Source organism: Streptomyces sp. B1866, assembly GCF_031932565.1.
In the GTDB taxonomy this organism is placed as follows: domain Bacteria; phylum Actinomycetota; class Actinomycetes; order Streptomycetales; family Streptomycetaceae; genus Streptomyces.
This window is the reverse complement of record NZ_JAVSCF010000314.1, coordinates 1-6,604: the sequence shown is the minus strand read 5'-3', so window position 1 is coordinate 6,604 and position 6,604 is coordinate 1. Positions and strand designations below refer to the sequence as shown.

General features: G+C 63.3%; 4 protein-coding genes. All 4 read left to right on the top strand.

What is annotated here, in order from left to right; translation table 11 throughout:
- The first annotated feature begins 91 nt into the window (after positions 1 to 91).
- The 4 genes from RKE29_RS26820 to RKE29_RS26805 all read left to right on the top strand — a co-directional run bounded on the left by RKE29_RS26820 (position 92) and on the right by RKE29_RS26805 (position 6,578).
- Entirely contained in the window at positions 92 to 1,612 is a 1,521-nt protein-coding gene (locus RKE29_RS26820) for a class I SAM-dependent DNA methyltransferase (RefSeq protein WP_312008249.1), read from the top strand.
- A complete protein-coding gene (locus tag RKE29_RS26815; protein WP_312008248.1) occupies positions 1,609 to 2,853 on the top strand; it encodes a restriction endonuclease subunit S in 1,245 nt (414 codons plus the stop codon). The genes RKE29_RS26820 and RKE29_RS26815 overlap by 4 nt, the downstream gene beginning before the upstream one ends.
- Positions 2,854 to 2,914: 61 nt before the next feature.
- Complete coding sequence (locus tag RKE29_RS26810; protein WP_312008247.1) at positions 2,915 to 6,376, top strand: DEAD/DEAH box helicase family protein; 3,462 nt, start codon at positions 2,915 to 2,917, stop codon at positions 6,374 to 6,376.
- A 25-nt stretch (positions 6,377 to 6,401) separates the two neighbouring features.
- Positions 6,402 to 6,578, top strand: a complete 177-nt coding sequence (locus RKE29_RS26805; protein WP_312008246.1) for a hypothetical protein — start codon at positions 6,402 to 6,404, stop codon at positions 6,576 to 6,578.
- The last annotated feature ends 26 nt before the right edge of the window (positions 6,579 to 6,604 follow it).

Below are 6,604 nucleotides of genomic sequence, written 5' to 3'. Positions count from 1 at the left end.
GTGAAACCACCGGCTGTAGTACTAGGACTCTGGACCCACAGTAGGCCCGTTCGTGTCGTAGCCGGTGGCAACCTCCGATAGTCTTCCTCCGGTGATTACCGGTGAGCTGAAGAGCAAGATCGATCGACTGTGGGAGGCCGTCTGGACCAGCGGCATCTCCAACCCGCTGGAGGCCATCGAGCAGATCACCTACCTGTTGTTTATCCGACGCCTCGACATCATGGAGCAGGCTAAGGAGAACAAGGCGAGCCGTCTCGGGCGGACGGTCGAGAACCCGATCTACACGGACGAGACCAAGGCCCTGCGGTGGTCGTCGTTCACCAACGAGGCGCCCGAGAACATGCTCACCCTGGTGCGTGACGGCGTCTTCCCCTGGTTGCGCAGGTTGGGAGGCGATGACTCCACCTATGCGCATCACATGCGGGACGCACGCTTCACCATCCCGACTCCGAACTTGCTCACCAAGGCCGTCGACATGATCGGCGACATCGACATGGGCGACCGGGACACCAAGGGCGATCTGTACGAGTACATGCTCAGTAAGATCGCCACGGCCGGACAGAACGGACAGTTCCGGACACCTCGGCACATCATCCAGTTGATGGTCGAGATGATGGCCCCGCAGCCGGGCGACGAGATCTGCGACCCGGCGTGCGGCACGGCGGGTTTCCTGGTTGCCTCGGCGGAGTACGTCGAGCGCACGCACCGTGAGGCCCTGTTCGACAAGAAGCAGCGTGAACACTTCAACCAAAGCATGTTCCACGGCTTCGACTTCGACAGCACCATGCTGCGCATCGGCAGCATGAACATGCTGCTGCACTCGGTCGAGAACCCGGACATCCGATACCGCGACTCGCTCGCCCAAAGCGCTGCGGGCGAGGCCGACCGGTACTCCCTCATCCTCGCGAACCCGCCCTTCGCCGGCAGTCTCGACTACGAACAGACGGCCACCGACCTGCAGAAGGTCGTCAAGACGAAGAAGACGGAACTGCTGTTCTTGGCCCTTTTCTTGCGCCTGCTCAAGCCGGGCGGCCGGGCGGCGGTCATCGTCCCGGAGGGCGTGCTGTTCGGGTCCAGCAAGGCGCACAAGGATTTGCGGAAGCTGCTCGTAGAGGGGCACAAGCTGGACGCGGTGGTGAAGCTGCCGAGCGGCGTCTTCAAGCCGTACGCCGGAGTCTCCACAGCCATCCTGTTCTTCACCAAGACCAACAGCGGCGGCACTGACAATGTTTGGTTCTATGAGGTCACAGCGGATGGCTGGAGCCTGGACGACAAGCGCGTGCCGCTATTGCCAATGGACAAGCTCGGCCCGCTCGTTTCCGACGGCGCGCTGAGCGAGGAGGAGCACGCGAAGAACAACCTGCCCGACGTGCTGGCGCGTTGGCGTCGCCGCAACGGAAGTGAACAATACCAGGCCCGGACCGAACAGAGCTTCTGCGTCCCGAAGGCCGACATCGCTGCCCAAGGCTACGACCTTAGCCTCAACCGGTTCAAAGAGATCGTCCACGAGGAGGTCGAGCACCGGGTGCCGGGGGAGGTCATGGAGGAACTGGAAAGGATTGAGGCGGAGATTCAGCAGGGGATGAGTGAGCTGAAGAGGATGTTGGGATGAGTGCCTTCACGTGCCAGACGCTCGCCGACGTTGTCGTTGATGCCAAACCCGGATTCGCCTGCGGCGAGGAAGATCCAAATGGGGTTTTTCAGGTCCGCATGAATAATGTGAGCAAGTCTGGCGAACTGGATCTGACTAAGAAGCGTTACGTACCGGCCGATCACAAGGCTATCAGCAAGACGTTGCTTCGTTCGGGTGACGTCCTCTTCAACTCGACGAACAGTCCTGAACTCGTTGGGAAGACTCTACTCGTCAGCGGGCTTGGCGAGCCAGCAGTTTTCAGTAACCACTTTTTGCGTCTGCGCGTGGACGAAGAGCAACTTGATGCGAATTTTCTATTCCGCTGGCTCCAAAGTCAGTTTCAACGAGGCCTATTCAAGTCGATGTGCAAGCAGTGGGTGAATCAGGCCACTGTAAGTCGCGACGCCCTGCTTGGGCTGCGTGTTCCTGTTCCGCCGCTCGCCGAGCAGCGCCGCATCGCACATCTGCTGAACCACGTGGACGCCCTGCGTGTTAAGCGCCGAGAGGCCATCACCTTCCTCGACGGACTCTCCCAATCTATCTTCCTCGATATGTTCGGTGACCCAAAATCCAACCCGATGAATTGGCCTGTCTGTAAGCTCAGTGCGGCAGCCGCGGAGTTCCGTTATGGAACCTCGAAGAAGTCAGGACCCCATGGGTATCCTACTCTCAGGATCCCGAATATTGTCGGCGGGGCGCTGAATCTGTCCGAAATCAAGACGGTGGAGGTTCTTGATTCGGAATTTCAAAGGTTGCGCCTCGCCGAGGGGGATTTGCTCTTCGTGCGCACCAATGGGAATCCCGACTATGTTGGTAGGTGTGCGACCTTCTGTGGCAAAAGTTTTTCAGGGGTCAATTATCGGCAAGGTGAATTTATTTTTGCTTCATACTTGATCAGGGTGAGGCTCTTGCCTGGGGTTTTGCATCCGATCTATGTGCGCGAATATCTGCTGAGCCCTGCGGGGAGGGCGGCATTGCGCGCGAAATCCAAAACTTCGGCCGGTCAATATAACATCAATATTCAAGGGCTTGGTGCGGTCTCGCTGATGCGCCCGCCGGTTGAGCTTCAAAAACGTTTTACTCAACGAGTCAAGGCTATCGAGGAGTTGAAACAGTCACATAGTTCTCACCTCGCCGCCCTCGACGCCCTGTTCGCTACTTTCCAGCACCGCGCGTTTCGCGGCGAACTACGGACCGGTGACGCCGCGTCCGTCGCTTGAGCACCGTTTCTACACGCGTCTGATTCCTCTCTCCGGCCTTCACCAGCGAAAGGTCACCCCCGTGAGCAACTTCGCGTTCCTCCAAGCCGAGTGGCCCGACCTGCACGGCGAAGCCCTGCGCGCCGAGCGCCTGGTCTACGCGGACCCGCGCGCCTCCACGTTCTATGCGCGGCGCGTGCTGGAGCTCGCGATGACCTGGCTGTTCGAGGTGGACGAGACGCTGAAGCTGCCGTACCGCAAGGACCTGGCCGCCATGATCGACGAGCCGACCCTCACCAAGGCGGCCGGTCCCGCGATCCGGACGAAGATGGACGTGATCCGCCGCCAGGGCAACATCGCCGTCCACCGCAAGACGCCCGTCACGCCCAAAGAAGCCGTCCGTACGCTCGCCGAGCTGTTCCACGTCACGTACTGGATGGCCCGCACCTACAGCCGCGACCAGGCCAACCTCCCGGCCCCCGCCCTCACGTTCGACACGGCACTGATCCCCCGCCCGGCCCCTGCCCAGTTGCGGATCGCCAAGCAGGCCGAGCTGAAGGCACAGGAGCAGCAGTACGAGGCGCAGGACAAGGCGCTCGCCGCCGAGCGGAAGAAGAACCGGGACCTCGACGCCGAGATCGCCGAACTGCGCGCGCAGATCAAGGAGGCCAAGGCGGCGAACGAGGCGCGGCCGGACACCCACGACTACAGCGAGGCCGAGACCCGCAGCCTGATCATCGACCTCCTCCTCAAGGAAGCGGGCTGGGCGCTGGCCGACCCCCGGGACCGCGAGTACCCGGTCACCGGGCTGCCCACCACCGCCACTTCCTCCGGCAAGGGGAAGGTCGACTACGTGCTGTGGGACGACGACGGCAAGCCCCTGGCCGTCGTCGAGGCCAAGCGCACCACGCGCGACCCGACGCAGGGCCAGCACCAGGCCAAGCTCTACGCCGACGCCCTGGAAACGCGGTTCCAGCAGCGGCCGGTGATCTTCTACACCAACGGCTACCGCACCCATCTCTGGGACGACCTGCGTTACCCGCCCCGCGAGGTCCAGGGCTTCTACACCAAGGACGAACTGCGCCTTCTGGTCCAGCGCCGCGTCAGCCGCCGCAGCCTCACCACCGAGCCGATCAACGAGGAGATCTCGGGCCGCCACTACCAGGCCCGCGCCATCCGCCGGATCGCCGAAACCTTCCAGCAGGCCTCGTCGCGCCACGCCCTGCTCGTGATGGCGACCGGCTCCGGCAAGACCCGCACCGTGATCGGGCTCGGCGACCTGATGATGCGTGCCAACTGGGCCAAGCGCATACTCTTCCTCGCCGACCGCCGGGCACTGGTCACACAGGCCACCAACGCGTTCAAGAGGCACCTGCCGGGTGTGCCCGTGGTCAACCTGCTGGAGGAGAAGGACCTCAACGCGCGGGTGTTCGTCTCCACCTACCCGACCATGATGAAGCTGATCAACCAGACCGACGCCGAGGGCCGCCGCCCGTTCGGTCCGGGCTTCTTCGACGTGGTGGTCGTCGATGAGGCGCACCGCTCGATCTACCAGAAGTACGGCGTGATCTTCGACTACTTCGACGCCCTACTGGTCGGCCTGACGGCGACGCCCAAGGACGAGGTGGACCGCAACACCTACCGCCGCTTCGCGTTGGAGGACGGCGTCCCCACCGACGTCTACAGCCTGGACGAGGCGGTCGCCGAGAGCTACCTGGTGGCGCCGCGCGTGGTCGACGTCCCGCTGAAGTTCCAGCGCGGCGGCATAAAGTACGACGACCTGTCCGACGAGGACAAGGAGAAGTGGGACGAGACGGAATGGAGCGAGGACGGCACCGTCCCCGACGAGATCACCTCCGAGGAGCTGAACAAGTACCTGTTCAACGCCGACACCGTCGACAAGGCCCTGCAAACACTCATGACGTACGGCTTGAAGGTCGAAGGCGGCGACAAGCTCGGCAAGACCATCATCTTCGCCGCCAACGAAAAGCACGCGAATTTCATCGCCGAGCGGTTCGATAAGAACTACCCTCACCTCAAGGGTAATTTCGCGCAGGTCATCACATACTCCAAGCAGTACGCGCAGAGCCTGATCGACGACTTCTCCGAGCCGTCGAAGCTGCCGCAGATCGCCATCTCCGTGGACATGCTGGACACCGGCATCGACATTCCCGAGGTGGTCAACCTCGTCTTCTTCAAGCTCGTACGGTCCAAGACCAAGTTCTGGCAGATGATCGGCCGGGGCACCCGCCTCGCACCGGACCTGTTCGGTCCCAACCGCAGCAAGGACGGCTTCCTGGTCTTCGACCTGTGCCAGAACATCGAGTTCTTCAACCAGAACCTGATGCGCGCCGAGGGCAGGCTCGCCCCCTCGCTTAGCCAGCGGATCTTCGAGCGCCGGGCCGATCTGCTCCGCGCCCTGGACGAGGCGTCGGACACCGGCCAGGGGGCCGCCGTCGAGCCCGCCGCCCGGCCGGAGGCCGACGGCACCGTCAGCGAGGCCGGTTTGCGCTGGGACCTCGCCAGCCGGCTGCACGACGAGGTGACGGCGATGAACCCGGACAACTTCCTGGTCCGCCCGCACCGCGAGCAGTTGGACGCCTTCGCCGACTTCGACGCCTGGTTGGCGTTCACGCCCGAGGCGCACGCCGAGGTCGTCGACCACCTGGCCGGACTCCCGACCGCCTTCCGTGACAAGGGCGACACCGGCGAGGAGGCCAAGCGCTTCGACCTGCTCGCGCTGCGCCTCCAACTCGCCGTCGTACAGGGAGACCCGGGCTTCACCCGCCTGCGAGCCCAGGTCCAGGAGATCGCCTCAGCCCTGCTCGACCAACTCACCATCCCCGCGGTCAAGGCTCAGCAGCTCTTCCTCGACGAGGTGGCGGGTGACGAGTGGTGGCAGGACGTGACGCTACCCATGCTGGAGACCATGCGGCGGCGCCTGCGCGGCCTCGTGCGTCTGATCGAGAAGGCCAAGCGGAACATCGTCTACACCGACTTCGAGGACGAGCTCGGCGAGCTGACCGCCGCCAGCCTCAGCGGTATGGCGATCGGTACGAACCTCACCCGTTTCGAGCAGAAGGTCCGCATCTACCTCAACACCCACCAGGACCAGCTCGCTGTCCAGAAGATCCGCCGCAACCGGCAGGTCACCGCGCTCGACCTCGCCGAGCTGGAAAAGGTGTTCATCGAGGCGGGCATCGGCACCGCCGAGGACATCGACCACGCCAAGAGCTCCGCCGGTGGCCTCGGCCTGTTTCTCAGGTCCCTGACCGGCCTAGAACGCGGCGCGGCAGCCCTGGCGTTCGACGCCTACCAGCAGGGCAGGACCCTCACCGCCAACCAACTCCGTTTCGTCAACGAGCTGATCGACTACCTGGCCCGCAATGGCACGATTGACGTGGCCTCGCTCTATGAGTCCCCGTTCACGTCGATCGCTCCGACGGGACCCGAGGCGATCTTCCCCAAACCGGAGGTAGACGCCATGGTGAGTGTCATCCACTCGGTGCGCTCCACCGCCGTCGTCAGCGATGGCGCGGCGTGACCGTCAATCCGTAGAGGGGACAAAAATGGCACTCCATGAGGACGATCCCTCGGCGGAAAACTGCCCCGGGACCGGGCAGACCGGCCGTTTGGATTTCAGCGCACCGGGCGACGACTGGTATGTCAGGTGCCCGGTGTGCGGAATGACGTGGGCAGGCGGCAGCCAGATCGTCAGTCCGCACAAGGACTGGCGCAAGGGCTGACTGAGGTTTTCTCAACGAAGATCACT

What these genes read in the sequence shown, in the direction of transcription:
- RKE29_RS26815 (WP_312008248.1), top strand. Translation starts at nt 1,609, where the DNA reads ATGAGTGCCTTCACGTGCCAGACGCTCGCCGACGTTGTCGTTGATGCC.
- RKE29_RS26805 (WP_312008246.1), top strand. Translation starts at nt 6,402, where the DNA reads ATGGCACTCCATGAGGACGATCCCTCGGCGGAAAACTGCCCCGGGACC.